The sequence below is a fragment of the Simiduia litorea genome (assembly GCF_042853465.1).
GTDB lineage: Bacteria > Pseudomonadota > Gammaproteobacteria > Pseudomonadales > Cellvibrionaceae > Simiduia > Simiduia litorea.
The window spans coordinates 1942072-1965735 of record NZ_AP031497.1; the positions used below are offsets into that span (position 1 = coordinate 1942072).

Consider the following 23664-nt stretch of genomic DNA (forward strand, 5'->3'; position numbering starts at 1 on the left):
TAAATCCCGCCTGGGCAGGGCTAAAGAGCGCCCAGTATAGGGTGCCGATGGGGAAAATTGTACCCTGTTCCTTTGCTGATGCTATGTAGAGGAGTATGCTGACCACTTACGTACAAAGGAGACGATTGGATGATGCCCGTAGTCCTCAAAAAACTGAGTATCAATGTTGTAACTTTCTCACTTTTACTTACCTGCCTGCTTGCCTTTGCTCAAGATGAACCCTACGCGCAATCTAATGAATTGGGTGCTGTAGCGTCGGTGCACCCGCTAGCGACACAGGCCGGTATGGATGCTCTGGCAAATGGCGGAAATGCCGTTGATGCTGCGATTGCCACAGCCCTTACCTTAGGCGTTGTTGATGGTCACAATTCAGGCATAGGTGGCGGTGCCTTTGTCTTGATTCGCACGGCGAAAGGCGAGCTGTTGGCCATCGATGGTCGCGAAACGGCGCCAATGGCTGCGCACCGCGACATGTATGTGGTCGACGGAGTGGCCGATACCCAGTTAAGTCAAACCGGTGCTTTAGCGGCTGGTGTACCAGGCTCAATTGCCGCTTATGAAATTGCCATCGCTAAAGCTGGGGCTAAACCTTATGCCGATGTGCTTTTACCGGCAGCCAAACTGGCTGAGGAAGGGTTCGCTATCGATAAAATATTTGCTGATCGTTTGGCGCGCTCTGCACCTCGACTAGCGCAATTTCCCGGCAGTGCTGCCGTGTTGCTCGATGCGCAGGGCAATGCTTGGCCACGAGGGCATCAATTGGTGCAGAAAGATTTAGCCGAAACCCTTAAGGCGATTGCACGCGATGGCAGCGCTTATTTTTACAAGGGTGATTACGCTAAAGCCGTTGGCGATTGGATGGCAAAAAATGGTGGCTTGCTGACGGCAAAAGATTTTCACAATTACGTGGCACTAGAAAGGCAGCCATTGGTTACGCAGTATCGCGGTTATTCTTTGGTCGGATTTCCGCCGCCAAGTTCTGGCGGTGTGCACACAGCACAAATTTTAACCATGTTGGAGCGTTTTGATTTAGGCGCAATGAAAGACGGTGACCGCTATCATGTGATTGGTGATGCGATGAAATTAGCCTTTGCCGATAGGGCGCATTGGTTGGGCGATCCAGCGTTTACCAAGGTACCAAAAGGTTTAGTAAAGGCCGATTATCTCAAAAAGCAATCGGCGCGGATTGACCTCGATCACGCTATTGAGGTATCGGGTCCAGGTACGCCTGCGGATGTGGACATTGATTTATTTGCCAAACACACAACACACATTGCCGCTGCTGATAAATTGGGCAATTGGGTTGCCATTACCACCACGGTAAACACGGACTTTGGTTCTAAGGTGATAGTGCCAGGTACTGGCGTGATACTGAATAATCAGATGGATGACTTTTCGGTGCAGCCTGGGGTTCCCAATATTTATGGGCTTGTTGGTACCGAGGCCAACAGTGTTCAGCCTGGTAAAAGACCGCTGTCGAGTATGACACCGACGTTAATATTAAAGGGTGACAAGCCTGTTATGACCGTCGGTGCAGCAGGTGGGCCAACCATTATTACGCAAGTTGTACAGGCGATAATCAATCATTTGGATTTGGGCTTATCGTTAAATGATGCGCTTGGAAAAAGCCGCATCCATCAACAATGGCGCCCAGACATGCTATTCGTTGAGTCAAATTTACCGGCGGGCATTCGGCAATCGTTAGTGGTAAGGGGGCATAAGCTCAAGGAAATGCCACCCTATGGTTCTACCCAGGCAATCGCGCTGGTTGATGGAAAATTAATTGCTGTGGCAGAGCCTAGATTAAAAATTCGTAATGCCGAGTGAATGTAACGCTAGCTATTGCAGTTGTAGCCAGTAGCGCGGGTCGCCTAAGGGGGTTTCCTTGGGTAGATCCGGATTGAGTAGCTTGAAAACCCGTCGTTCACTCAGCTTCGCGCGCTTTACCACATCCACTATGCTCGGATGGTTTAAAAATAGTTTATCGAAACTGCCATCATTGATCATCGCTTCTAAGCCGCGTTCAATTCGATTGGCTAAATCGAAATTGCGTTGGTTGACAAAAAAATACATGGGCGCGGGGTAGGAGAGTAATAAATATTTTTCCACCGCTAGGCCTTCGTTCGGGTGCGCGTCAATTTCGGCCCAGGCTTCGTTAACACCTCTGGGAAAGTAATTAAATCGCCCACCCTTCAGCATATTAAACAGCAACTCATAGTGTGGTGAGGTAAAAACAATTAGTCCATTGGCGCGTAGTATGTCTGTATCGGGCCAGTGGCTGCCTTGCCCGGCCACGAGCCGAGCAAGGTCGTTAAGAGTTAACACATTTTCGAAAATGTATTGCTGATTTTCGCGAATTAAGAATACCCGCTGACCCAATAAGCCTTTCAATATCGGGACTCGGATAGGCCTGATGGTTGCCTCTCTATCTTTCGAGGTCATGGTCCAGATAAGGTCTATATTTGACCCATCGCGCAGCTCGGCAATTAGCCTTGCCTGAGTATAATCTTCGGTAATCGGCTCAAGCTGGATAATTTCGCTAGCCTGTTTGCTATGTTCAAGCGCAAGCCGTAGTAGTTCGACGACATAGCTGGTGTGCCCGGAGTTACTAATTTCGCTTTTGGGAATTCGAATGGTGATCGTTTTTTTGGCCAGCAGTGGTGCTGATGGGTATGGGGTTACGGCTGCAACTGCAACTGCAACAATAGGGCCTGAAAGCAAAGATCCGATAACAACGAGAACAAGGCTTAGCAGCAAGCGAGTGATGCGTTGTATCGCCAGTTTCACGGATAAATAGCCTCTCTGTGCACATTGTGATAAACCGTTGGCTTGAGCCTAAGTCTAGCATTTCATTAGTGCAAGGGAGGGTGCATAGAGGTTTTCTGTCTGTCCACCTCGTTTTGTGTCGAAACTTACCGCCTGCAGGCGACGGGCTATAATTGTCCCATCAGTTGCCGCCAAGCGAGGTCGCGCATTATTTCTTCCGAGCCGCCACCGATCGCGTTTACCCTAACTTCACGGTAGATACGCTCAATGCGGTTGCCGCGAATGAACCCCGCGCCGCCGAGTATTTGCAGCGCCTCGCGTGCACAAAATTCGAGGGTTTGCGTTGCCTGAACCTTCAACAGCGCCATGTCCGCGGGTTTACTAATGCCTTGTTTTACCGCCCAAGCGGCATTGTCTAAATAGCCTTGTGTGGCATTAATTTGGCGCAACATTTCGGCAAATTTATGCCCGATGACTTGGTGCTTAATCAAGGGCTTGCCGAAGGTTTTGCGCTCTTTGGCCCAAGCCCATGCGTCCTCGAAACAAATGCGTGCAAACTCGAGAGCGCTGGCCGTTAAGCCGAGCCGCTCATGATTAAAGTTGTGGACGATGGGGAGGAACCCCTGATTTTCTTCTCCGATGCGATGGCTTAGGGGTACCTCGACGTTATCGAAATACAGTGTGGCGGTATCTGAACACCACCAGCCTTGTTTTTTGTCGAGCGACGTTCGGCTGACGCCGGCTAAATTGGCGTCTATCAACAGTAGGGATATACCGCCAAAGCCTTCGTCACCGGTGCGCACGGCCGTGGTGAACCAATTGGCGCGCATGCCACCGGTAATAAAGGTTTTACTACCATTAACGCGGTATATCTCGCCGTCCCGTTTAGCTGTGGTTTGCAACCTTGCCACATCCGAGCCTCCACTCGGCTCAGTAATGGCCAAACTAATATGTTTTTCGCCCTTCAACACGCTGGGAATTAAGCTTTGTTTAAGTTGTTCTGAGCCATAGTGGAGTAGGGGCGGCAAGCCAATGCCGTGCACCATTAGAGTGGCGTAAACGCCGCCTGCACCACAGGCGGCGAGCTCTTCAGCGGCGATGATCATGTGATAGATGTCGGTGCCCTCGCTGACGCCGCCATAAACTTCCGGAAAACCCAGCTGTAGTAATCCGATGTCGGCAGCTTGTTGCCAAAGCGTTAGAGGAATTTCGCCGGCCTCTTCCCATTGCTCTACAAAAGGTGTTATGTGTTGGGTAACGAATTTGCGTAATTCGGCACGCCAGTGGTGGTGGCTTTCATTGAGATGAGGTGAGGCTAAGCGAATTTGATCTCGCATTTAGTTGGTCTCGCTGTCTGTGGGTTGCACGGTTGCGAGTTGAGCGCCTTGTTTAACTTGCTCACCCTGTATACAGGCAAAGCTAACGATACCTGATTGCTGCGCCTTGATGGGCATCTCCATTTTCATGGCTTCTAAAATCAATAAAGTATCGCCGGCTTCGACGTGAGTTCCCTCATCAACGAGCAGTGTTACCACCATGCCGTCCATGGGGGCAGAGCAATTTTCGTCGGTATTGCTTGTTAAGGTGCCAGCAAGTGGGTCGACTGATTTTACGGTGAAAGGGTTGCCGTTAAGTTGTAATTCAACGTGCACAGTGCTTTTTTCCTGATGTTTCCAATAGTGTGCGATGAGTTTTTTATTATTGATGTGAAAAATAAGGCGTTCATCCGTTAGATCGATGTTACTGATCTCAAATTTTTCTGGCTGCGCTTCCGCTGAGTCAATATCAACGGTAAGTTTGCCAATTTTCCATTGTCTCGCATCCACTCGACTGCCATACACATTATCGTTAATGAGCCAGTGTTTTGGTTGCGGTTGGCTAAGGTGAGACAGGGCGAGATAACTTGGCCGGTTGTGAAGGCTTGCGAGTAGTTCGAGGATATTGGCAGCGATCAGTGCTTGGTTAAGGCTTAGTTGTTGTGAGTATTCGCCCAAGCCATGTTGGCTAAGAAAACCAGTATGTACTTGTTCTTCTTTAAAGGCTGGGTGGTCGACGATGCTTCGTAGGTAGCCAAGGTTGTGGCCAACGCCAAGCAGTGTGGTGTTATCAATTTGATTGATTAATCGGGCCACCGCTTGTTCGCGTGTTTCACCCCACGCAATAATTTTTGCCAACATCGGGTCATACCAATTAGTCACGGAGTAGCCGTCAAACAGCATATGATCGACACGGGTATGGGGCAATAATTGACTGGCCCATCTTTGTACCTTGCCTGTTTGCGGCAAAAAATTCTGAGTTGGGTTTTCCGCGTATAGACGCACCTCTATGGCGTGGCCATGAGGCATTAAGTCCGCTTGTTTTTTCGGTAGCGGTTTGCCTTCCGCCACGGCAATTTGCCAAGCGACTAGGTCGACGCCAAAGACTTCTTCGGTAACCGGGTGTTCTACTTGCAAGCGAGTGTTCATTTCTAAGAAGTAAAAACGACCATCGGCATCTACTAAAAATTCAACGGTGCCAGCGCCAACGTAATTGCAGGATTGAGCGGCCAGCAGCGCTGCCTCGCCTAAAGCCGTGCGTATAGTTGTATCAAGGCAAGGCGCTGGGGCTTCTTCGACAACTTTTTGATGGCGGCGCTGGATGGAACAATCGCGTTCGCCAAGGTAGACCGCGTTGCCCAGCTGATCGGAAAATATTTGCACTTCTACGTGGCGCGGCTTGGTTAGTGCTCGCTCGAGCAATAAGTCGCCATTGCCGAAGGCGTTTTGCGCTTCGCTGCGAGCGCTATTAATGGCAGCACTTAGTTGGTCTTCGCTTGTTACCAGCCGCATGCCGCGACCACCACCGCCGGCGGCGGCTTTCACCATAATGGGAAAGCCCATGTCTGTGGCGTGTTGGATTAAATAATCGTGCTCTTGATTATCGCCACTGTAACCGGGCAACGTTGGAACACCGGCCGCAACCATGGCGCTTTTTGCTTGGCGTTTATCGCCCATGAGTGCTATTGCTTCGGGTGAGGGTCCAATAAAAATAATATTGTGCCGAGCTAAGGCTTGGGCGAAGGCAGCATTTTCCGATAGGAAGCCATAGCCTGGGTGAACGGCGTCTGCTTTGGTTTGCGTTGCGGCCTCAACTAACATCGCAATGCTTAAATAGGATTGTGTAGCCGCTGCCGGGCCAATGCAGTGGCTCTCATCTGCCTGTTGAACATGCAAGGCGTTTTTGTCTGCCTCGCTGTACACCGCGATGGTTGTTATGCCTAGATTCCGCGCGGTTCGAATGATTCGACAAGCAATTTCTCCGCGATTGGCGATGAGTAAACGATTGATGTTTTTAATGGTCACGTTAGTTCTCAGTGCTTGTGTGGTATTGCCCAAACGGGGTGACGTTTTTCCATGAAGGCGCGCGTGCCTTCGGGGCCGTCACCTCGTGTGACTGCAAAGTTAAATGCGTCTGCGGCTTCTGTTAGTTGCTGCTCAAGTTCGGCATCTTTGGATAAGCTCAGGCGCGATAGTTCAATCAATAAACGTTTCGTGCTACGTATCGCTTTGGGGGAGCAGGTTTGAATAGCGTTGAGTTCGGTTTGTAATAGGTGCAGTAGCGCCTCACTATCGTCAGCTATTTGATCGACTAAGCCCAGCGCGTGCGCTTCAGGTGCAAGTAATTTTCTAGCGGTTAATGCCAGACGGCGGGTTTGGCTCAAGCCAATGCGTTCAGCGACAAAAGGCGCGATTTGTGCTGGCGGTAAGCCCAGAGACGCTTCAGGCATGGCGAGTTTACTAGAACTACTACACAGACTGATGTCGGCAACGGCGGCAAAACCCAATCCGCCGCCCATAACGGTGCCTTCGAGTAATGCAATGGTGGTACAAGGTAAACGAGCAAACTGCACTAACAGTCGGCCGTAACTGAGGTTGAGTTGTTTAAAGGCTTCTGGGTTGCCTTGCTCAAAATCCTGTGCGGCCTTTAGCATATCGCCAAGATCGCCGCCGGCGCAAAAGTGACCGCCTGCGCCTTGAATAACGAGCACTCTTACGTGTTCATTTTGTTGGATGCCTGACATGAAGTCAGTCAGCTCTTCAACCATGGTTTGATTGATTGCGTTGCGAACATGTGGGCGATTGAGTGTGACTCGATAACCAAAAGCCAAGTCGTCTATCAATAATGTCTCGTAATGCCATTCACCAGTCATGATTTATGCCTTCGCTCGTTTTGGTAAAATGCCGATTAACTTGCAAATGATACCGAGCATAATTTCATCGGCGCCGCCGCCGATGGAGGTCAAGCGAAAATCTCGGTATAGACGATTGACAATGGACGACTCCATAAACCCCATGCCACCCCAAAACTGTAAACATTTATCGGGAAGCTCTCGGGACAGACGACCCGCTTTTAATTTGGCCATAGAGGCGAGCAGGGTGGCATCTTGACCGGCTACATAGTTTTCTGTGGCGCGGTAGATAAGCGCTCGTAAGGCCTCGGTTTCCGTTAACATTTCAGCCAAGGTAAAGTGCACGGTTTGATTGTTGATTAATGGCGAACTGAAAGCTTCGCGCTCGCGGGCATAGTCAATGGTGCTGTTAATACACAGCTCGAAGCCTTTGAGGGAAAGTGCTGAGCCAAAAAGTCGCTCTTCTTGAAACTGCAGCATTTGATAGAGAAAACCGGCGCCTTCATCACCAATGCGAAAGCGCTGTGGCACGCGCACGTTATCGAAGAACACCGGTGCGGTATCGGATGAGCGCATGCCCATTTTTTCAAGCTTCGGGCCAACGCTGACACCGGGTGTATTGCGCGGTACGATAATAAGCGATTTGTTACTGTGTGGTTTGTCATCGCTGGTGTTGGCCAACACGCAAAAAAAATCAGCTTGTGTGGCATTGGTAATCCACATTTTACTGCCGTCTATGATGTAGTCGTCGCTGTCTTTCTTTGCCCGGGTTTTGATGTTGGCCACATCTGATCCCGCACCTGGTTCAGAAACAGCAATAGATGCAACGAACTCTCCCGCTATGGCTGGCGCTAGAAACTCCTCACGCAATGTGTCGCTACCGTATTGTGCCAGCGCCGGTGTGGCCATGGAGGTTTGCACGCCGATGGCGAGCGGCACGCCGCCGCAATGGGCGGCGCCTAATTCTTCGGCTAGCAGCATTTCGTAGCTGAAATCTAAACCCATGCCGCCGTAGGCTTCCGGTTTGCTAATGCCTAATAAGCCCAGTGCTGATAATTTTTTTAATAGGTCATGCATGGGAAATAAGCCGGCCTTTTCCCATTCCTCAACATGTGGGTTAATTTCTTCGCTGACAAAACGCTGCACACTGGCGCGCATGGCTTGGTGTTGTTCTGAAAATTGCATGGCTATCCCCTTTATTATTGATGGCTTAAAAGCGTGCTACGCCAAATTTATTGCTAATGGGTTGATATTGATCGGCCGCGTTACAGATGTGCAGCAGTAGCCCGAGAATATCTCTGGTATCGCGTGGATCGATAATCCCGTCATCCCACATGCGTGCGCTGCAGGCGAGGGCAGTGGACGCTTGGTCGACAAATGCTGCCGTGTCTGTTTCTAGCTTGTTGAGCATCTCTGGATCTGCGGTCGCACCAAGTTTCGCTTCGGTCACAATGCGCAAAACTTTGCCGGCTTGCGCCCCCCCCATCACTGATGTACGGCTGTTGGGCCAGGCAAAGATAAAGCGTGGATCAAAGCCGCGTCCGCACATAGCGTAGTTGCCAGCGCCGTAGGAACCGCCGATAACGATGCTGAGTTTTGCCACTGAGGCATTGGCCACGGCTTGAATCATTTTCGAGCCGTGTTTGATAATGCCGGATTGCTCTGCCGCCGTACCCACCATAAAGCCGGTTGTATTGTGTAAAAATAATAACGGGGTGCGGCTTTGTTCGCACAATTGAATAAATTGCGCTGCCTTGTTGGCGCCTTGCGAGGTGATGGGGCCGTTATTGGCAATGATACCGACGTGTTGTCCGTAAATTCGCCCGTGACCGCACAGGGTTTGCTGATCGAATTGGGCTTTGAATTCTAAGAACTCTGATGCATCCGTTAACCGCGCTATGACTTCTCGCGCATCAAAAGGTGTTTTGGTGTTGGCGGGGATGACGCCGAGCATTTCTTCCGGGCTGTATAGTGGGTCCGGCGCGCCATTGCTTTGTAGCAGCTTAGGCCAGTTTAAGTGGCTAACGATGTCGCGTGCGTAGGCAATACCTTGGGCATCATTTTCAGCGAGGTATTCGCCGGTGCCAGTTAAATTGGCGTGAACATCCGTACCGCCCAACGCTTCATCGCTGGCTATTTCGCCAGTGGCGGCTTTTAACAGCGGCGGTCCAGCCAAGTACATGGTGGCTTGGTGTTTAATTAACACCACGTAATCACTTAACCCTGGTTGATAGGCGCCGCCTGCTGTGGCGCTGCCGTGTACCACGGTGATTTGTGGGATGCCTTGAGCCGACATGCGCGCCTGGTTGGCGAAACCACGGCCGCCGGGGGCGAAAATTTCATTGGCGTAGAGTAAGTTGGCGCCGCCACTTTGTGCGAGTGTGACAAATGGCAGTTTATTTTCCATGGCGATTTGCTGCATGCGCAGTGCTTTTTCCATGCCCACCGGTGAGATAGTGCCGCCTTTAACCGCGTAGTTGTCGACTCTAATCATACAGGCGACGCCGTGGATAAATCCGACCCCGCCAATACAGCCACCACCGGCGCCCGAACCATCTTTATCGTCATACATTTTGTAGCCAGCAAGGCTTGATATTTCAATAAAAGGCGAGCCACTGTCGAGCAGTAATGCTAGACGCTCCCGTGGTAATAGCATGCCGCGCTGCGCGTATTTTTCGCGCTTGGCTTCGGCGCTGGTTATAAGTGCGCTTTCAAGCGTTCGAACCGTGTTGAGTTGTTCCGATAAGTGTTCTGCATCGCGCTGAAAATCGGCATGCAAGGGATTCAAATTTGACTTAATGGCAGGCATGATCATCTGTCTCCCGATGAGTCGGCATTTGTGTCACTGTCTCGTAACATAGCGGGTAGCTCGGCCCGATGAAATCCATTGAATGGGCTTTTGTTAACCGCGGCACCCTTAGGTAATGGCCAAATAGCAGCAGCCGAACCCATGGAGGAGCCGCCATCAACGCGCAGTGTTTGGCCATTCATAAAGGCTGCACCGGGGCTTAATAAAAAACAAATCACCGAACTAATTTCCGCTTCGAAGGCTAAACGCTTTAAGGGTACATTTTCTTTCACTCCTTTAATTAAGGATTGAAAGTGGGGGTCGTAGGTATCGAAGCCACTGGATGCTACCCAGCCAGGGGCAACGGCATTGACGCGAACGCCAAAATAGCCCCATTCCCAAGCCGCGGTTTTGGTTAGATTTTCCATGCCGGCGCGCGCTGCGCCCGAGTGACCCATGGCTGGCATGCCATTTAAATTATCGGCGGTGATATTGACGATGGCGCCGCCATTTTTCTGCATGCTCTGTTTATACACTTCGCGCGCCATTAAAAAACCACCCACGAGATTCGAGCGTACGACTGCTTCAAAACCTTTTAGGGAAATCATTTCTAAGGGCGCAGGAAACTGGCCGCCGGCGTTATTGACTAAGCCGTGTATGACGGGGTGTTTTGCCACCATGGCAGTTATGGCCTGCGTTACGGCGGTCTCGTCGCGAATATCAAAACTCATGGATTCTGCATTGCCGCCATCGGATTGGATTTCGGCCAAAACCTTGTCGAGTTTGTCTTGTTTTCTTCCGGTGATAATGACATGCGCACCTAGCGCGGTTAGTTCGTGCGCCGTGCATCGACCAATGCCGCTACCGCCGCCGGTAACAATGATGGTTTGCCCAGAAAAAAGGCCGGGTTTTAAAATTGATTGGTAGGTCTTGGATAAGGTTGACATGAGATGGCCTTAGAGAAAGATTTCACGTGCTTGGCCAGGCGTTGCGATTTTTCGCCCGGCTTGTTCGGCGATATTGACCAGTGCAGAAATCAGTTCGCCATTGTTTGCCGCCCGCTCGCCGCTGGGAAGGTAAAAGGTATCTTCAAGCCCGGTGCGTAAGTGACCGCCTAACTCAGCGGCCTTTTGGTGTACCGGCCAAATGTCTTCGCGACCGATGAGTGTGGTTTGCCAAGGATTGGGACCTGGCAAGTATTTCAGTAATAGGTTAAGCAGCTCCGCGTCGGCGGGCATGCCGGAATCCACTCCCATGACAAAATTGAAACTGGCCCGATCAATCATGCCGACTTTTTGATACATCGCCACTGAGCGAACGATACCCACATCGAAACATTCAAATTCTGGTCGAGTATTGGTTTGCTTCATGACAGCCAACAACTCATCAATTTTGGCCACGGTGTTTTCGAATAGCATCGGTGGCCAGGCCCAAGTGCCGTCTCGTTTGACTTTCAGGTAGTTGAGGCTGCCGGCGTTACAGGCTGCTATTTCTGGCCGGCAGGTTTCTAGGCAGGCAATAGGTCCGGTTTGATCCCGGCCGATGGTGCCTGTGGAGAAGTTCATGATGACGCCTGGGCAGGCGGCGCGTATGGCCTCGGTTATTTCCGCTGCCACCTCTGGCTCCCAGCTCGGTAGATGGCCACAGTTGGGCGCTTGGCTTCGAAAGTGTACGTGCATAACACTGGCGCCAGCGTCAAACGCTTGGCGAGCGGCATCGGCCATTTGGCGCGCTGTGACTGGAACTGGGTGCTGGGTGGGGTTGGTGAGTACACCAGTTAGTGCGCAGGTTACAACGGCGATATCGGCGTGAGTCATGGGGTCTGTCCCTTTTCAATGGTGCAATTGTCGGCCAAGGTTTGCGCCTCGTTAGGCGTTGTTGACCAAACATTTATCAAACCATACCAAGCAAGCGCTTGGTTGACAATATCTTAGTGTTGCTGTGTAGTGCTTTTCTGACATTATTTTTACCAAGTCCCAAGCTGTTCGAGCTAGGGCTACAGGATGTTGATAGGAGTCTAGGTGAATCAGCGCGTTTTGAAAGATGAGGCGTCCGCAAAGGGCAAGGTGCTGCGCGCCGCTGCCGTACTATTTCGCGAAAAAGGTTTCGCGCGCACGACGGTTCGCGATATTGCAGCAGAAGTTGGTATTTTATCCGGTAGTTTGTTCCATCACTTTCCCAATAAAGAGTCAATTTTGGCGCAGCTCATGGAGGAGCTTATTTTGGGGGTCGAGGAGGAAATGGATGAGCAATCCCTTGGTGTGACAGATAACAAAAGGCGCTTAGCTGTTTTGGTGGCTTGCGAATTGAGCGCAATTCACGCTCAGACAGGGACAGGCTTTAGCATACTCATGACCGAGTGGCGTTCGCTGGGCAAAACCAATCAAGCCCATATTTTGAGTTTGCGCAATCGTTATGAACAGCGCTGGCTAGACTGCTTGAGCGCATTAAAGGCCGATGGACTGATGCCCATTGAGCCGACTTTAGCGCGTCATTTTATTCGCGGCGCGGCGATGGAAACCTGGCATTGGTACAACCCGAAGGGCGCCATGGGGTTGAATCGTTTAGCGGAGCAACTGGTGAGTTTGGTGAGCCGCTAGCGGTTGGGCTTCGGTCAGCGTGTGACCGCCATCTGGGCTCCTAAACATAGCGCTTGTTCTACGGGGTGGTTAGTCTATATTGTGGCAACAATAACAAAGTTGAATAAGGGCCCTTTATGGAACTTTGGGCAAGTTTTCCGCCGCTGACCTTAGCTTTATTGGCGCTTATTGCGCTACTGTCTGTTTACTTTGTTGGCCCCGGCTACAACAGCCACAGTGCCACACAATCACCCGCCATTCTCACCAGTATGGGTATTTTTGGTACCTTTCTTGGTGTTGCGCTCGGCTTGCTCGAATTCGATACCGTTAATATCAGCGCTAGCGTGCCGCAACTGATCGATGGCTTAAAAACTGCTTTTTGGACCTCCATCGCCGGTTTACTGGGCGCCCTCGGTGTGAAGATGCGACATTTATTCGCACTTATGGGGCAGCGTCGAAAGCAAGAGACCTACCACACGGCGACAGTAACAGACCTAGCAAACTTGCTGACCGATATTCACCAAAGCCTTACCGACGTAGATGCTAAAGGTTTGCGCGCGGAGATCGTTGCTTTGAAACAATCCGAAGCGGATGGATTAAAGGCAATGCATCAACAGCTCAAGCTTTATCAAACCGAAATGGCCGAGGCGAATGCGAGAGCCTTGGTGACAGCGCTTGAAAAGGTTATGCGCGATTTTAACGCCGAGATTAATACCCAGTACGGCGAAAACTTCCGCGAGTTAAATGCGGCGGTTGGCAAGATGTTGTTGTGGCAGGAGAATTATAAGCGCGAATTGGAGGAGCTTTTAGCGGGACAAAGTGCCAATGGCAAATTGTTGGATAAAGCGGCCGAAGCTTATCGAGAAATGGTTGGCCACGCCGATGTGTTTAACCAGGTATCACAATCTTTGGGGCAAATGCTCGCCGGAACCAAGGCGCAGTCGGAGCAGATGGCAAGTTATTTAGAGCATCTTGCTAATGTCTCGGAGCGCGCCGCGCAAGGGTTACCGGATTTGGGGGCGCGCATCGATAGCCTCACCACAGAGCTTTCAACCTCGGTCAGCCGCAATCAGCGCCAGATCAGCGAGGCTTTATCGCAGTCTTTAAACGGTTTAACCCATAGTTCACAGCAGGTGCACGAAAGTTTGGCGGTATTGGCACAAAATGCCGATGCTCGAATGGCTGAGCACTTGGCAAAAATTCAAAAAGGACTGGAGGAGGAGTTGGTGTCAGCATTGAAAACCTTTGGTTATCAAATGACGTCGCTATCGGAAAAGTTTGTTAACGATTATGCGCCGTTAACCGAAAGGTTGCGGCAACTTATACTCTTGGCAGAAAAATTAGGCCCACAAGATGCTAAACCCCAACAGCGAGCTCGAGTCACCGCCGAGTAATGCCGTCGAGCAAGAAGAGCACTGGGTCTCCGTCAGTGATTTGATGGGCGGGCTGATGATGGTGTTTTTGTTGATCTCGGTTATTTATATGGTGCAGTTAGAAATTGAATCGCGGAAAATTAAAGATGTCGCGATTTTATACGATCGTTTACGGACTCAGCTCTATCAAGATTTACTGGCTGAGTTTGGCGATGACTTACCCCGTTGGGGCGCTGAGTTAGACCCAGACTTAAGCCTGCGATTTTTAAATACAGAATTGTTGTTTGAGCGCGGTGAGTCTGAATTAAATCCGGCTTTCTCCGATATTCTGGCCGATTTTTTTCCGCGCTACGTCGCAATATTAACACGCGATAAATACCGCAACGATATTTTAGAGGTACGCATCGAAGGCCACACCTCCAGCGACTGGGGGCGGGATGTCGGCCAAGAAGACGCCTATATACGCAACATGGCCTTGTCGCAGGAGCGCACACGTGCAGCATTGGGTTTTGTCTTGGCGCTACCCAGTGTTGTGCCGGAAAGGACTTGGCTGGTGTCGCATTTAACAGCGAATGGATTATCTTCGTCTAAGTTAATTTTAGACGCCAGTGGTGTAGAGGATGGCGCGCGATCACGCCGGGTGGAGTTTAAAGTTCGAACCGATGCCGATGGGCGCATCGCCACAATTTTGCAGGACGTGCATTAGTGGATTTCCCAGACTTTGGTCAGTTTGAACCTTTTTTGACCTTGCGCCGTAAAATGGGCGCTCAGCGGTTGGGGAGTTTTGAATTCTTTGATCCGAAGGTGCATTTAACCGCACAAGAGCGGCTTGTGCTTTTGCGCCAGGGTATCTTGTTGCCCGTGGTGGCGCTCAGAAAATTAAACGATGCCACCATTGCATTTAAAAACGCACGGGTACTGGTTTGGCCAGAGTCCGATGCCATCACGACAACCTATCATTTGAGTTGGTGTGATCAGTTTCCGGCTGCGACGCACTTGCGAGCGGGCGTACAAGTAGGGCGCCTGGCGAACGCACGGGTCTGTCAGGCCTGTTTAGATTTGTTGCAATACGAGGGTCACAATTCGCACCGGCATCGCCACGATGCCTATTACGAAAAGGTGCGTGCTGAGTTCGATGTGCGCGCATTTTTCGCCCGTTATCCGCATTACCCAGTGAAATAGAGCAGGACTCGCTATTGGATGGAGGCTTCACGCTGTGCCATTTGGGCTTCATAAAAAGCCGCAATGTCTTCGATTTGACTCCTTTGTGCTGTGCGCCTGTCTTTACGGGTGCGGCGTTTGCGGTGATAGAGGTCTAGATCTAGGTTTGCGCATCGATCTAGCTCAACTCGACGGTTCCCCTTGCGGCGTTCAACAAAGAGCGCAGGCTTGGGGTATGTGGTAGCTGACATTGTTGGGCCTTTGGATATTATGAATATTGTTCCGGGTCCCTCAGTGCCAAAGCGTGCGAATGTCCATTCGGTGGCGGCTTATATCCTATCGTGTTTTAGGTGCCAGTCTAGTACTTAGGTCTCACTTTGGGAGCGTAATTGCTCGCCTGCGCCTGCCGTTTGATCGGTATAATGGGCTTTTTCTCAAGGCGGCTTCCCTATGCGAAAACAGGACATCATTGTCGGCTTACTCACTGAGGCGCTCGCACCGCTGCATTTGTCAGTGGAAAACGAAAGTCATATGCACAACGTGCCACCTGGCTCGGAATCGCATTTCAAGGTGCAAATAGTCTCAGCGGCTTTCAGCGGTAAGCGAATGGTCCAGCAACACCAGCTGGTCTATGTCGCTATGGGCGATATGATGGCAGAAATTCATGCCTTAGCACTGCATACCTTGGCTCCCGACCAATGGCACGGCCAAGCAGCCGGGGCTTCGCCGAATTGTTTGGGTGGCAGTAAGGCGTCTTAACGAGTTATTGGGTGAGTTAGGTGGTTGTGCGGTTTTTGTTCAATCACTACAATGCCGCCTGTTTTTATTGTCGGGTATTGCTTGCATGTCTGTTGTTGTCTGCGCTTTGTATAAATTTGTCTCTCTACCTGATTTTAAGGCGCGGCGTGAGCCGCTCTATGATGAGATGGAGCGCCTTGGAGTGAAAGGCACCTTGTTACTTGCGGCCGAAGGTATAAACGGCACGGTTGCGGGTACGCGCGAGTCAATCGATGGCTTGCTGAGCTATCTAATGGCGCAGTCACCGTTTGCCACGCTCGATTACAAAGAGTCATTTGAGCAGGAAATGCCTTTTTACCGCACCAAGGTCAAGTTAAAGAAAGAGATCGTTACCATGGGTATTGAGGGTATTGATCCCTTGCGTGTGGTGGGTTCTTATGTGGAGCCAGAAGCTTGGAATGCGTTGATTAGCGATCCTGAGGTGACTCTCGTCGATACACGCAATTACTATGAGTACCAAGTGGGAAGCTTTAAAGGCGCGCTGGACCCCAATACGGAAAGCTTCCGCGACTTCCCCGAATACGTGAAAAGCCACCTAGATCCGGCGAAAAATAAAAAAGTGGCGATGTTTTGTACCGGTGGTATCCGTTGTGAAAAGTCTACGGCGCTGCTGAAAGAGCAGGGGTTTGAAGAGGTTTACCATCTCAAAGGCGGTATTTTGAATTATCTAGAGAAGGTGCCGGCTGAGGAAAGTCTTTGGCAGGGGGAGTGCTACGTTTTTGACAATCGTGTCACGGTTAACCACGCGTTGGAGAAAGGTACCTATGATCTCTGTCATGGCTGCCGTCATCCGATCACGGAAGCTGATAAGTTGTCGCCTTTGTTTGAGCAGGGTATCAGTTGTGCGCGATGTCACGACCTATTAACGCCAGAGCAGCGTTTGCGCTTCGAGGAGCGTCAGCGCCAGATTGATCTGGCGAAGCTACGCAACGAAGTTCATATAGGCCGTGCGCCCACGGAGCGTCAACGAAAGTCTCAGCAGCGCACTAAGCAAGAGTAGGGTTTCCGCGCTGAAATACGTGCGCCAACCTATCGCTGCAGCAGTTAGAAGCGATGGTCATCGGCTCCTGCTCGAATGGGAGGGCTAAATAGGCGGCATTATTTGGCTAGACTCTGGTTGGGGCTGAGATCTACCGCACGTAAACTTAGTCTAACGTCTAGTACCCTAGCGGGTAACAAATATGATCTAATGCTCAACTTTGCAGAGCTCGATGGGCGTTTCATTTTCCGATAGGTAGTAGGGGGCGCTGGTAAGTTGCCCAATATTTGTGAAAAGGTAGATGTTTTAATGGACTTTAACGAGTGGACACTGGCTCCTGACGGACGTTCAGCCAGTCATAGTTGTGGTTTTACCTTGTCAGTTGAGGGCAACCCTCGCGATCCTCAGGGCGTAAACCCAGGGCGTTTCCCCCCTCATTTGAGCGTGATAGACCAAGCGCGCTTATTGCGCCATGGCGTTGAAGCCATTGCCAAGGGCGCTCAGCGTCCTGCTAGCGTAAAGCCCAAGCCGCAGGCTGGCGTGAAGCCCGCGCCTGATCGACCGGTCTTATCGATTAAAAGAAATAATACCGATACAGAAACGCCAGCTTAAGCTGGCGTTTTTACTTCACTTGTCTGTGTTAGCGCGACGTGATCATGTGGCCCTTTAGCAGCAACATGTTTTTGTGGTTGTCCACTAAGGTAAACAGCGTATTAAACTTGGTTTGAGCAATATGGGTATCATCGGCACTGCCGGGGGCCGCTAGGGTCCCTTGGTTGGCATAGGTTACGCCCTTCATCAGCGAATCTAGCTCAGAAGTGACGCCATCAATAGCGTCAAAGATACCGTTGGTGGTCTTGTCATCTTTGAATACGCGGCCTTTGCCCGTGGCTGCGATGTAGTTGTCGCACTCGGTTAGCCAGTCTTTGCGCTGCTCCAAAAAGTTTTTCGTGTTGCGCATGCCACGCTTACGGGTCGTGTCTAAATGCGCCTCGGTATAGCTCTGCAGGCTTTTCATTGTGCTGGTCATGAATTCGCCGCTAATACCGTCGCAGTACTTCCACGTTAAGTACTTAGGGAATTCTGTACCTAGCTTTTTTTCAGCCGCTTCTTTTTTACACATTTCATCACAGGCAAAAGCCCCCTGTGTCAGGCAAAGACTTAGAAGTCCGAAGGTTAAAATGAGTTTTTTCATGATTAGCCGCCATCTTTATTATTCTTTCGCGTTATTTCCGCGCTACATATTGTGTATACGTCAAGTATAAGGGCTTGTCAATGGGTTGTTTTGTGACCAATGCGTCAACCTTTGTGTGAGCTGGTACCGTTTAGGGTTGCGACTAAGGGCTTAATTGGCGTTCAAGTACCAGCTGAGTTCTAACTGGTACTTGAGTTTAATGGAGTCATAGTTACACAGCGTCAGATTTCTCGCCACCCAGCGCTTCAGCGAGCTGGGGCAGGAAGGCGCGTAGGCTCAGTAGCATGAGGTTGAATTCGCTGTCGATAAGGGCCTGTGAGTCAGCGCCACTGTCTTGAGCTTCTTGCTTCAAGTCGTCGCCAAAATTAAGGCGTTTCACATGCCCCTCCTGAGTCAGCACGAAATTTAGCTGTTCTTGCCATTGCAGGGCCAGCTGTACTACTTGTTTACCAGCGGTGATATGGCTTTGGATTTCTTCGCACAGTAGATCGTGGCGGCGGCATTTGAAAATTGCGCCATCGTCGCCCGATTCTCTCAATTCGCATTCGGCACCTAGGGTCCAGCCCTCTGGCATGGCCTCGCCATTGACCCACTGGGTCATGAGCACGGCGGGCGACAAATTGTATTGGGTCAAACTTAGGGGCAGGCTGCCCACAGATTGACGGAGCAGGGATATTAGCTCCTCTGCGCGCGTTGGGCTGGCAGCGTCGACAATGATGACGCCAGCTTTCACATCGATGAGCGCGTGGGTACGACGACTTTTGCGCAGTGCTTTCGGCATGCACTCAAACAAAATCTCTTCTTTTAATTGGTCTTTTTCTTTGCGGTAGACGCGGCGTTCTTCTGCGGCCTCTATTAGTGCAGCTTTTTCTTCAACCATCTCCCTGATAACGGCGGCAGGAATAACTTTTTCTTCCTTTCTTAGCGTAATCAGAGCTGCTTGTTGGGCTACTAAGGTGAGTTCCTCGCTGAGTTTGCCTAAAGGCGGCACCCAACCCAGTTTGAACAACTCCTGTTGCGAGCAGGGAGTAAATGCCTGTTCCTCGAGTGTTTTAGATAGCGTAGACAAATCGAGGCTGAATCCATCGTTGATACGATAGATTTGTAAATTTTTAAACCACATGGTGACTGTTCCGGTTACATCAAATGCAAAGTGGGGGATTTAGTGATGGCAACGCCAAAAATATAACAAAGGGTACAAAGCGCAGCGAGCCAGCTGATCAGCTGCGAAGACCTCGCTTGGGCAAACCTGAAGGCGATTAAACCAAGCCCAATGTAAATTAGTAAAGCAGTGATTTTTGCCAAGAGCCACGGGTGGTGCAGCGGGTTCCACTGGTAGCTAACGACGAGTGCTATTGCTGACCCAAGTAGCAGTGTGTCGTTAATATGGGGCAATATTTTAGTCAGCTTGGCTTGGAATAGCGGCGAACTTCTTAACAGCCAAATGCCTCTAAGCACAAAGCCGATGAGTGACAATAGTGCAAATGTTGCGTGTAGATGTTTTAAAACTAGCATGTGTTAAGCCTTCAGCGCTTTTTTTATGAGTGATTCTATGTGAGGTTCGAAGGTCAGGGATAAAGCCGTCTGCTGGCCTGATTCAGACATCTTTCGCCAGGTCTTGCGGATGATGCTGATTAGTTTTTCTTCCGAATGTTTGCTAGCGAAATCGGCTAGATAAAACTCGAGAAACACCAAGCAGGCGACATCTTCGAGTATTTGAGTGTTCGGGTTGGATTTTAAGTTTTCTTTTTTTAACAGCGCGGCCACTTCCTCAATCAGATCTGCATCGAGCTTGTGATCGGTCAAGATATCTGTGGTGATTTGGGCGTGATGTTTGGCAAGGTCAGTGCGCCACCGGTGATACCCTGGTCTATCCATTGGGTAGTCGCTGCGCGCGAGGTGCCAGCGTTCAATGTGTTGCGCTCGAGTGGCAATCACAAGGGCGGCGGTTGGCGTGTCGCAAAAGGTCTTCAGGCGTTCGCTCATGCGCAAGCCGTATAATTCTGCAGCACCTAGGGTTTTCGAAAAGTGCTCGACCTGTTGGGGGTCTTTGCTATTGCGGAAATCAATGGCGGCTAAAATGCTGGTTAATACTTCAGGATTCAATGGCTATGCTCAATGGCTAGAGGAGGCGCTGGCTTTTAATAGATTAAGATCTTTCACGTCTATCTCTTTTTTATCAACCTCAATAACGCCGAGTTTTTGTAAACGGCTAAAAACGCGGCTAACCGTTTCGACGGTTAAGCCTAGGAAGCTTCCGATGTCGGCGCGCGACATGGAGAGGCGAAAGCGGGTGCCGGATAGCTGACGGCGTTGATGGCGCGAGGAAATACTCAATAGCAAAGAGGCGACGCGTTCCTCCGCGGTGTTTTTGCTCAGTAAGGTAACCAATTGTTGCTCGTGGGTGATTTCTCGACTCATGAGCTGAAAGAAATGATTTTGTAGCGTGGGCAGCTTAAGACTGAGTTCGGTCATTTGGCTAAAGGGAATTTCACATACCGCGCTGGTTTCTAGGGCAATGGCTGAGTTGGTGTGTTTGCTATGGCCAATACCATCTAGGCCCATGACTTCACCGGGCAAAAAGAACCCGGTTATTTGCTCTTCGCCGGTATCGCTTAAGGTCAGCGACTTGATACTGCCAGAGCGCACGGCGTACACCGAGGAAAACACTTCGCCGGCGCGAAACAGATAGTCACCTTTTTGCAGTGGTCGCCCGCGCTTGACGATACTGTCAATTTTCTCAATATCGTCGATGTGCACGCTAATGGGTAAGCAAATGGAACTTAACCGGCATTCGCCACAGGATACGGCTGTGTTGTGTGGGCAAGTGGCATGTTGTGCTGAAGACATAACGGGGAGCCAAGGTAATAAGAGGTCGCCTGTGATTATAACGGCGACCTCTTCATTTCGATACCCACTAAGGGTAAGTTGTTGGCGGTTTTGTCGGAGCCAGTTGGCGTCTAGATTTGGGTCGAATCAACTGGGGAAGCTGAATTGCGCTGACTCCCTCAATCCGCCAGCGGGCCAGCGTTGGGTAATGGTTTTACGGCGGGTGTAAAAGCGCACGGCATCGGGTCCGTAGGCGCTGAGGTCGCCGAATAAGGAGCGCTTCCAGCCGCCAAAGCTGTGGAATGCCATGGGTACAGGTAACGGAATATTAATGCCCACCATGCCGACTTGAATATGGTCGCTGAAGTAGCGTGCTGCTTCGCCGTCGCGGGTAAAAATACAGGTGCCGTTGCCGTACTCGTGAGCATTGATGATATCCATGGCCTCTTGCATTGATTTGGCTCTGACGACGCAGAGCACGGGGCCAAATATTTCGTCGGTATAAATGCTCATGTCGGTACTGACTTTGTCGAACAGGCAGGGCCCGAGGAAATAGCCATTTTCATGGCCTGAGACGAGGAGGCCACGACCATCGACAACCAATTCTGCACCTGCGGCAACGCCGGCATCCACATAGCCTTTGACCTTATTGCGGTGCGCACCGGTGATCAACGGCCCCATGTCATTGTTGTTATCGGTGCCGGCTCCGGTTTTGATGTTTGCCATGGCGACTTTAAGACCTTGCACCAGCTGATCGGCACAGGCATCGCCAACGGCAACGGCGACAGAAATCGCCATGCAGCGCTCGCCACAGGAGCCGTAGGCGGCACCAATCAATGAGCTGATAACATTATCCATGTCGGCATCGGGCATGACGATGGCGTGATTTTTAGCGCCGCCGAGGGCCTGCACGCGCTTGCCATGGCGCGTGCCTTCGCTGTAGACATATTCGGCGATAGGGGTTGAGCCGACAAAACTCACGGCTTGGATGCGTGGGTCGGTGAGCAAGGTGTCGACCGCCTCTTTGTCGCCATTGACCAGGTTGAGCACGCCCTTTGGTAAACCCGCTTCTTGGGCTAACTCGACGATGCGTTTGACTGAGCTTGGGTCGCGCTCAGAGGGCTTAAGTACCACGGTATTGCCGCACACAACAGCCATGGGCCACATCCAGAGTGGGACCATCGCGGGGAAGTTAAAGGGCGTAATGGCGGCCACAACGCCTAAGGGTTGAAATTCACTCCAGGAATCAATTGCGGGGCCGGCGTTCTTGCTGTGTTCGCCTTTTAATAATTCAGGAGCCGCAGTGGCGTACTCGACATTCTCGATACCGCGCTGCAATTCACCGAGCGCGTCGTTTAGTACTTTGCCGTGTTCAGCAGTGATAAGCGAGCAAATCTCTTCAGCATGGGCCTCGAGAAGCGCCTTAAATTTGTACATGACCCGAGCGCGTTTTAAGGGCGGTGTGTTGCGCCATCCTGGAAAGGCTGCCTGTGCAGCTTCGATGGCGAGCTCGACTGTGGCTTTATCGGCCAGCTCTACCTCGTAGCTTGAGCTGCCCGTGGCTGGATTGTAAATGGCTTGGCGACGGCTGCCGCCGCTCACGGCTTCGCCGTTAATGATGTGTCCAATGCTGGTCATGGTTTGCGCGTCCTTAACTCAAATTCAAAGTGTGTGTTGATACCGGCTTATTTTTCGCTAAGGCTATCGGACAGGGCGCTGATAAGCGTGTCGATTTCCTGTTTTTCGGTGATAAAGGGCAGGCCCAGCTGAAGGGTGTCGCCACCGTAGCGCACGTAGAAACCTTTGTCCCACATCCGCATGGCGACTTCGTAAGGTCGTTTCGCTGGCTCGCCAGGGTAAGGTGCCAAGGTGAGCGCACCGGCAAAGCCATAATTTCGAATGCCGGCCACGTGGGGCTTGCCTTGCAGTTGGTGTAACTGGGTTTCGAAGTAGGGTGCAAGATTCGCTACCCGCGCTACTAACTGGTCTTTAACTAACAGATCGAGTGCAGCAATGCCGGCGGCGCAGGCGAGTGGATGGGCTGAATAAGTGTAGCCGTGCGGGAATTCCAACAAATAGTCGGGGCCACCAGCATCCATAAAGGTTTGATAAATCTCGGCTTTAGCCACTACCGCGCCCATGGGCACTGCGCCGTTCGTCAGTTGCTTGGCAATATTTAGTATGTCTGGTGTGACGCCGAAGGCCTCGGCGCCAGTCATGGCGCCGCAGCGGCCAAAGGCGGTAATAACCTCGTCGAAAATAAGCAGAATGTTGTGCTGGTCGCAAATTTCTCGCAGCCGCTGCAGATAGCCAACTGGCGGAATAATGACCCCAGCCGAGCCAGCAAACGGCTCGACAATAACGGCGGCAATATTTGAGGCATCGTGCAGTGCAATTAGCTCGAGTAGATCATCGGCCAGCTCCGCACCTTTTTCAGGCATGCCTTTTTGAAAGGGTTGGTCTTTCAATAGGGTGTGGGGCAGGTGATCACTGGCTATTAGATCGCCAAACAGGGCTCTATTGGCGCCAATACCACCGACGCTGATGCCACCGTAGTTGACTCCGTGGTAGCCCTTGGCGCGACCGATAAGGCGGGTTTTGCTGGGCATGCCTTTTTTGCGCCAATAGGCTCTGGCCATTTTTAGCGACGTATCGGCGCTCTCAGAGCCAGAGCCAGTGAAGAAAACGTAATCTAAGCTGGCCGGCATGAGGTCGACAATTTTGTTCGCTAGCTCGAAGGATAGCTCGTGGCCGAATTGGAAGGCAGGGCTGTAATCTAAGGTTTTTGCCTGCTTGGCGATAGCGTCGCTGATCTCGCTGCGGCAATGGCCAAGCCCGCAGGTCCATAGGCCCGAGAGGCCATCAAAGATCGTGCGACCGCGATCATCTTTGAAATACGCGCCCTCAGCGCTGGCGATCATGCGCGGGTTCTGTTTAAAGGATCGGTTCGCAGAAAAGGGCATCCAATGAGCATCTAGATGATTACGCATGATCAATTACTCTGGCTGAATAGGGAATGGCGCTACTC

Annotated in this window: 24 protein-coding genes; 8 read left to right on the forward strand and 16 right to left on the reverse strand. The window is 51.1% G+C overall.

The window, feature by feature from the left end:
- The first annotated feature begins 129 nt into the window (after positions 1–129).
- Positions 130–1827, forward strand: a complete 1698-nt coding sequence (gene ggt, locus ACGHTT_RS08580) for a gamma-glutamyltransferase (RefSeq protein ID WP_390594728.1) — start codon at positions 130–132, stop codon at positions 1825–1827.
- A gap of 12 nt (positions 1828–1839) precedes the next feature.
- Here ggt and ACGHTT_RS08585 read toward each other — a convergent pair whose 3' ends face one another.
- The 8 genes from ACGHTT_RS08585 to ACGHTT_RS08620 all read right to left on the reverse strand — a co-directional run bounded on the left by ACGHTT_RS08585 (position 1840) and on the right by ACGHTT_RS08620 (position 11539).
- Entirely contained in the window at positions 1840–2787 is a 948-nt protein-coding gene (locus tag ACGHTT_RS08585; RefSeq protein ID WP_390594729.1) for a substrate-binding periplasmic protein, read from the reverse strand.
- Between the two features lie 146 nt (positions 2788–2933).
- On the reverse strand, positions 2934–4103 hold the full coding sequence (locus ACGHTT_RS08590; protein ID WP_390594730.1) for an acyl-CoA dehydrogenase family protein: 1170 nt from the start codon (positions 4101–4103) through the stop codon (positions 2934–2936).
- Positions 4104–6107: an acetyl-CoA carboxylase biotin carboxylase subunit gene (locus ACGHTT_RS08595; protein WP_390594731.1), complete on the reverse strand. Its 2004-nt coding sequence runs from the start codon at positions 6105–6107 to the stop codon at positions 4104–4106.
- Between the two features lie 8 nt (positions 6108–6115).
- Entirely contained in the window at positions 6116–6955 is an 840-nt protein-coding gene (locus ACGHTT_RS08600; RefSeq protein ID WP_390594732.1) for an enoyl-CoA hydratase/isomerase family protein, read from the reverse strand.
- Between the two features lie 3 nt (positions 6956–6958).
- Positions 6959–8119: an acyl-CoA dehydrogenase family protein gene (locus ACGHTT_RS08605; RefSeq protein WP_390594733.1), complete on the reverse strand. Its 1161-nt coding sequence runs from the start codon at positions 8117–8119 to the stop codon at positions 6959–6961.
- Between the two features lie 25 nt (positions 8120–8144).
- Positions 8145–9743, reverse strand: a complete 1599-nt coding sequence (locus tag ACGHTT_RS08610) for an acyl-CoA carboxylase subunit beta (protein ID WP_390594734.1) — start codon at positions 9741–9743, stop codon at positions 8145–8147.
- Positions 9744–9745: 2 nt separating this feature from the next.
- A complete protein-coding gene (locus ACGHTT_RS08615) occupies positions 9746–10669 on the reverse strand; it encodes an SDR family oxidoreductase (protein ID WP_390594735.1) in 924 nt (307 codons plus the stop codon).
- A gap of 9 nt (positions 10670–10678) precedes the next feature.
- Positions 10679–11539, reverse strand: a complete 861-nt coding sequence (locus tag ACGHTT_RS08620; protein ID WP_390594736.1) for a 3-keto-5-aminohexanoate cleavage protein — start codon at positions 11537–11539, stop codon at positions 10679–10681.
- 204 nt (positions 11540–11743) lie between these two features.
- Here ACGHTT_RS08620 and ACGHTT_RS08625 point away from each other — a divergent pair, with 204 nt between their 5' ends.
- The 4 genes from ACGHTT_RS08625 (at position 11744) to ACGHTT_RS08640 (ending at position 14856) form a co-directional block, all read left to right on the forward strand.
- A complete protein-coding gene (locus tag ACGHTT_RS08625; RefSeq protein ID WP_390594737.1) occupies positions 11744–12322 on the forward strand; it encodes a TetR/AcrR family transcriptional regulator in 579 nt (192 codons plus the stop codon).
- 116 nt (positions 12323–12438) lie between these two features.
- The gene (locus ACGHTT_RS08630) at positions 12439–13695 is read left to right on the forward strand and encodes a hypothetical protein (protein ID WP_390594738.1); all 1257 of its coding nucleotides are present in this window, start codon (positions 12439–12441) and stop codon (positions 13693–13695) included.
- Positions 13655–14380, forward strand: a complete 726-nt coding sequence (locus ACGHTT_RS08635) for an OmpA family protein (RefSeq protein WP_390594739.1) — start codon at positions 13655–13657, stop codon at positions 14378–14380. Before ACGHTT_RS08630 ends, ACGHTT_RS08635 begins: the two co-directional genes overlap by 41 nt.
- On the forward strand, positions 14380–14856 hold the full coding sequence (locus ACGHTT_RS08640) for a hypothetical protein (protein ID WP_390594740.1): 477 nt from the start codon (positions 14380–14382) through the stop codon (positions 14854–14856). Before ACGHTT_RS08635 ends, ACGHTT_RS08640 begins: the two co-directional genes overlap by 1 nt.
- Before the next feature lie 11 nt (positions 14857–14867).
- Here ACGHTT_RS08640 and ACGHTT_RS08645 read toward each other — a convergent pair whose 3' ends face one another.
- Positions 14868–15086 (reverse strand): hypothetical protein, encoded by a 219-nt coding sequence (locus ACGHTT_RS08645; protein ID WP_390594741.1) that lies wholly within the window; start codon positions 15084–15086, stop codon positions 14868–14870.
- Positions 15087–15285: 199 nt separating this feature from the next.
- On the opposite strand from ACGHTT_RS08645, the gene ACGHTT_RS08650 reads away from it, so the two are divergent.
- From ACGHTT_RS08650 to ACGHTT_RS08660, 3 genes are all read left to right on the forward strand, one after another.
- On the forward strand, positions 15286–15594 hold the full coding sequence (locus tag ACGHTT_RS08650) for a BolA family protein (RefSeq protein ID WP_390594742.1): 309 nt from the start codon (positions 15286–15288) through the stop codon (positions 15592–15594).
- A gap of 85 nt (positions 15595–15679) precedes the next feature.
- The gene (locus ACGHTT_RS08655) at positions 15680–16633 is read left to right on the forward strand and encodes a rhodanese-related sulfurtransferase (protein ID WP_390594743.1); all 954 of its coding nucleotides are present in this window, start codon (positions 15680–15682) and stop codon (positions 16631–16633) included.
- Positions 16634–16921: 288 nt separating this feature from the next.
- Positions 16922–17224: a hypothetical protein gene (locus ACGHTT_RS08660; RefSeq protein ID WP_390594744.1), complete on the forward strand. Its 303-nt coding sequence runs from the start codon at positions 16922–16924 to the stop codon at positions 17222–17224.
- 28 nt (positions 17225–17252) lie between these two features.
- Here the strand turns inward: ACGHTT_RS08660 and ACGHTT_RS08665 are convergent, their stop codons facing one another.
- The 7 genes from ACGHTT_RS08665 to ACGHTT_RS08695 all read right to left on the reverse strand — a co-directional run bounded on the left by ACGHTT_RS08665 (position 17253) and on the right by ACGHTT_RS08695 (position 23626).
- Entirely contained in the window at positions 17253–17807 is a 555-nt protein-coding gene (locus tag ACGHTT_RS08665) for a hypothetical protein (protein WP_390594745.1), read from the reverse strand.
- A gap of 211 nt (positions 17808–18018) precedes the next feature.
- Complete coding sequence (rdgC, locus tag ACGHTT_RS08670) at positions 18019–18930, reverse strand: recombination-associated protein RdgC (protein WP_390594746.1); 912 nt, start codon at positions 18928–18930, stop codon at positions 18019–18021.
- A 14-nt stretch (positions 18931–18944) separates the two neighbouring features.
- The gene (locus tag ACGHTT_RS08675; protein WP_390594747.1) at positions 18945–19322 is read right to left on the reverse strand and encodes a SirB2 family protein; all 378 of its coding nucleotides are present in this window, start codon (positions 19320–19322) and stop codon (positions 18945–18947) included.
- Positions 19323–19325: 3 nt separating this feature from the next.
- Entirely contained in the window at positions 19326–19913 is a 588-nt protein-coding gene (locus ACGHTT_RS08680) for a DUF4202 domain-containing protein (RefSeq protein WP_390594748.1), read from the reverse strand.
- A 9-nt stretch (positions 19914–19922) separates the two neighbouring features.
- Positions 19923–20657 (reverse strand): fumarate/nitrate reduction transcriptional regulator Fnr, encoded by a 735-nt coding sequence (fnr, locus tag ACGHTT_RS08685; protein WP_390594749.1) that lies wholly within the window; start codon positions 20655–20657, stop codon positions 19923–19925.
- Between the two features lie 126 nt (positions 20658–20783).
- Entirely contained in the window at positions 20784–22274 is a 1491-nt protein-coding gene (locus ACGHTT_RS08690; RefSeq protein WP_390594750.1) for a CoA-acylating methylmalonate-semialdehyde dehydrogenase, read from the reverse strand.
- A 47-nt stretch (positions 22275–22321) separates the two neighbouring features.
- Positions 22322–23626 (reverse strand): aspartate aminotransferase family protein, encoded by a 1305-nt coding sequence (locus tag ACGHTT_RS08695; protein WP_390594751.1) that lies wholly within the window; start codon positions 23624–23626, stop codon positions 22322–22324.
- Positions 23627–23664 lie beyond the last annotated feature (38 nt).

What these genes read in the sequence shown, in the direction of transcription:
- ACGHTT_RS08650 (WP_390594742.1), top strand. Translation starts at nt 15,286, where the DNA reads ATGCGAAAACAGGACATCATTGTCGGCTTACTCACTGAGGCGCTCGCA.
- ACGHTT_RS08665 (WP_390594745.1), bottom strand. Translation starts at nt 17,807, where the DNA reads ATGAAAAAACTCATTTTAACCTTCGGACTTCTAAGTCTTTGCCTGACA.
- ACGHTT_RS08675 (WP_390594747.1), bottom strand. Translation starts at nt 19,322, where the DNA reads ATGCTAGTTTTAAAACATCTACACGCAACATTTGCACTATTGTCACTC.
- ACGHTT_RS08600 (WP_390594732.1), bottom strand. Translation starts at nt 6,955, where the DNA reads ATGACTGGTGAATGGCATTACGAGACATTATTGATAGACGACTTGGCT.
- ACGHTT_RS08655 (WP_390594743.1), top strand. Translation starts at nt 15,680, where the DNA reads ATGTCTGTTGTTGTCTGCGCTTTGTATAAATTTGTCTCTCTACCTGAT.
- rdgC (WP_390594746.1), bottom strand. Translation starts at nt 18,930, where the DNA reads ATGTGGTTTAAAAATTTACAAATCTATCGTATCAACGATGGATTCAGC.
- ACGHTT_RS08590 (WP_390594730.1), bottom strand. Translation starts at nt 4,103, where the DNA reads ATGCGAGATCAAATTCGCTTAGCCTCACCTCATCTCAATGAAAGCCAC.
- ACGHTT_RS08615 (WP_390594735.1), bottom strand. Translation starts at nt 10,669, where the DNA reads ATGTCAACCTTATCCAAGACCTACCAATCAATTTTAAAACCCGGCCTT.
- ACGHTT_RS08645 (WP_390594741.1), bottom strand. Translation starts at nt 15,086, where the DNA reads ATGTCAGCTACCACATACCCCAAGCCTGCGCTCTTTGTTGAACGCCGC.
- ACGHTT_RS08610 (WP_390594734.1), bottom strand. Translation starts at nt 9,743, where the DNA reads ATGCCTGCCATTAAGTCAAATTTGAATCCCTTGCATGCCGATTTTCAG.
- ACGHTT_RS08660 (WP_390594744.1), top strand. Translation starts at nt 16,922, where the DNA reads ATGGACTTTAACGAGTGGACACTGGCTCCTGACGGACGTTCAGCCAGT.
- fnr (WP_390594749.1), bottom strand. Translation starts at nt 20,657, where the DNA reads ATGTCTTCAGCACAACATGCCACTTGCCCACACAACACAGCCGTATCC.
- ACGHTT_RS08620 (WP_390594736.1), bottom strand. Translation starts at nt 11,539, where the DNA reads ATGACTCACGCCGATATCGCCGTTGTAACCTGCGCACTAACTGGTGTA.
- ggt (WP_390594728.1), top strand. Translation starts at nt 130, where the DNA reads ATGATGCCCGTAGTCCTCAAAAAACTGAGTATCAATGTTGTAACTTTC.
- ACGHTT_RS08695 (WP_390594751.1), bottom strand. Translation starts at nt 23,626, where the DNA reads ATGCGTAATCATCTAGATGCTCATTGGATGCCCTTTTCTGCGAACCGA.
- ACGHTT_RS08690 (WP_390594750.1), bottom strand. Translation starts at nt 22,274, where the DNA reads ATGACCAGCATTGGACACATCATTAACGGCGAAGCCGTGAGCGGCGGC.
- ACGHTT_RS08605 (WP_390594733.1), bottom strand. Translation starts at nt 8,119, where the DNA reads ATGCAATTTTCAGAACAACACCAAGCCATGCGCGCCAGTGTGCAGCGT.
- ACGHTT_RS08630 (WP_390594738.1), top strand. Translation starts at nt 12,439, where the DNA reads ATGGAACTTTGGGCAAGTTTTCCGCCGCTGACCTTAGCTTTATTGGCG.
- ACGHTT_RS08635 (WP_390594739.1), top strand. Translation starts at nt 13,655, where the DNA reads ATGCTAAACCCCAACAGCGAGCTCGAGTCACCGCCGAGTAATGCCGTC.